Raw genomic sequence first — 1088 nt, 5'->3', positions numbered from 1 at the left:
AAGCTCACCGAGAGCCGCGAGCGGTTCGCAGCGTGGGTCCACCACCTCGAACTCGACGCTGTTATCGCGTACATGATCAGCGATGACATTGCGCAGCCGGTCTTCGAGGAGACGGCAACGTATCTCACCAGCGGGGCAGTGCACCTACCGCCGCTGCTCGGGGTGGTGCAGGTGCCTGAGATCGTCACCGGGGCTGCGTGGTGGTCCGTGTATCAGCATCCGCTCATCGACGAGCCGCGCCACGGCGTTGTCGGCGAGGTCGCCGCATCGGCGGCGCTGCGGCAGATGCTAGAGCACACCGGCGAGCTGCCGGAGCCGAGCAAAGACGACATCGAGGCACGGTTGAACAGCACCGATCACGGCATCGACGCTGCCGAGCACGCCGACATCATCGAAGACGCGCTGGCGTATATCCCGCCCATGTTCTCCGACGTGCTGCAGCGTGAGTACGAGCAGACGGCGGCAGGGATGACCCAGCCGAGCACTCGCGCTGTTCGATCCGCGCTGAAATGCTTCACCACGCCGCGCTTGCGAGACACGCTGCTTGCAGCGCTGCTCGATGACCCGCAGGCGGGCCTTGCGTTTATAGAGAAGGTTATGCGTGCCGTCCCGACCAGCTGGCCAGGGATGCGCTCGCAGCTCACGGCCACTGTTGCCGTGCTCGCGCACGCCACAGGCCAGCCGGGGCTGGCTGGCGTGGCTGCGCAGCGAGCCACCGAGATCGGGCCAGACGAGAACTTCCCGTCTCTGGTGGCCAAGCTGACCGACATCGGCCAAGGCGAGCGGATGGTTGAACTCGTTCGCGAGGGCGCTGAGAAGACCCGAACGATCTTGTTCGCCGAGTAATCCCACACACCCCGTTGCAGCGATGCAACGGGGTTTCTATTTCTCGTCGGCCGTGGCTTGCGACGACAGACACCTCAACGAGGCAAGGGAGCGACCCCTAGACAGCAGAGCTGTCTCCAACAGACGGATTGACCACCAATCCGAACAAGGAGGCACCTGATGCGCGACTTCATCCACACCGACCTGGAACTGCTCTACCAGCTCGCCGACGGCATCGACGGCGAGGACGCCGATCCGGGTGC

The 1088-nt window shown here is 64.6% G+C and carries 2 protein-coding genes; one reads left to right on the top strand and one right to left on the bottom strand.

Features of this window, described 5'->3' with window-relative positions:
- Positions 1 to 846: DUF4192 family protein (locus tag QP968_RS11080; protein WP_284856449.1), on the top strand; the 846-nt coding region annotated here is incomplete at its 5' end.
- A 36-nt stretch (positions 847 to 882) separates the two neighbouring features.
- On the opposite strand, the gene QP968_RS11075 is transcribed toward QP968_RS11080, so the two are convergent.
- Positions 883 to 1088, bottom strand: a 206-nt coding sequence (locus QP968_RS11075) for a hypothetical protein (RefSeq protein ID WP_284856448.1), incomplete at its 5' end; no start/stop codon positions are given.

This window comes from Corynebacterium sp. MSK041, assembly GCF_030232265.1.
Classification (GTDB): Bacteria; Actinomycetota; Actinomycetes; order Mycobacteriales; family Mycobacteriaceae; genus Corynebacterium.
Note: the sequence above shows the minus strand (reverse complement) of the source record. Positions and strands in the feature narration are given on the sequence as shown.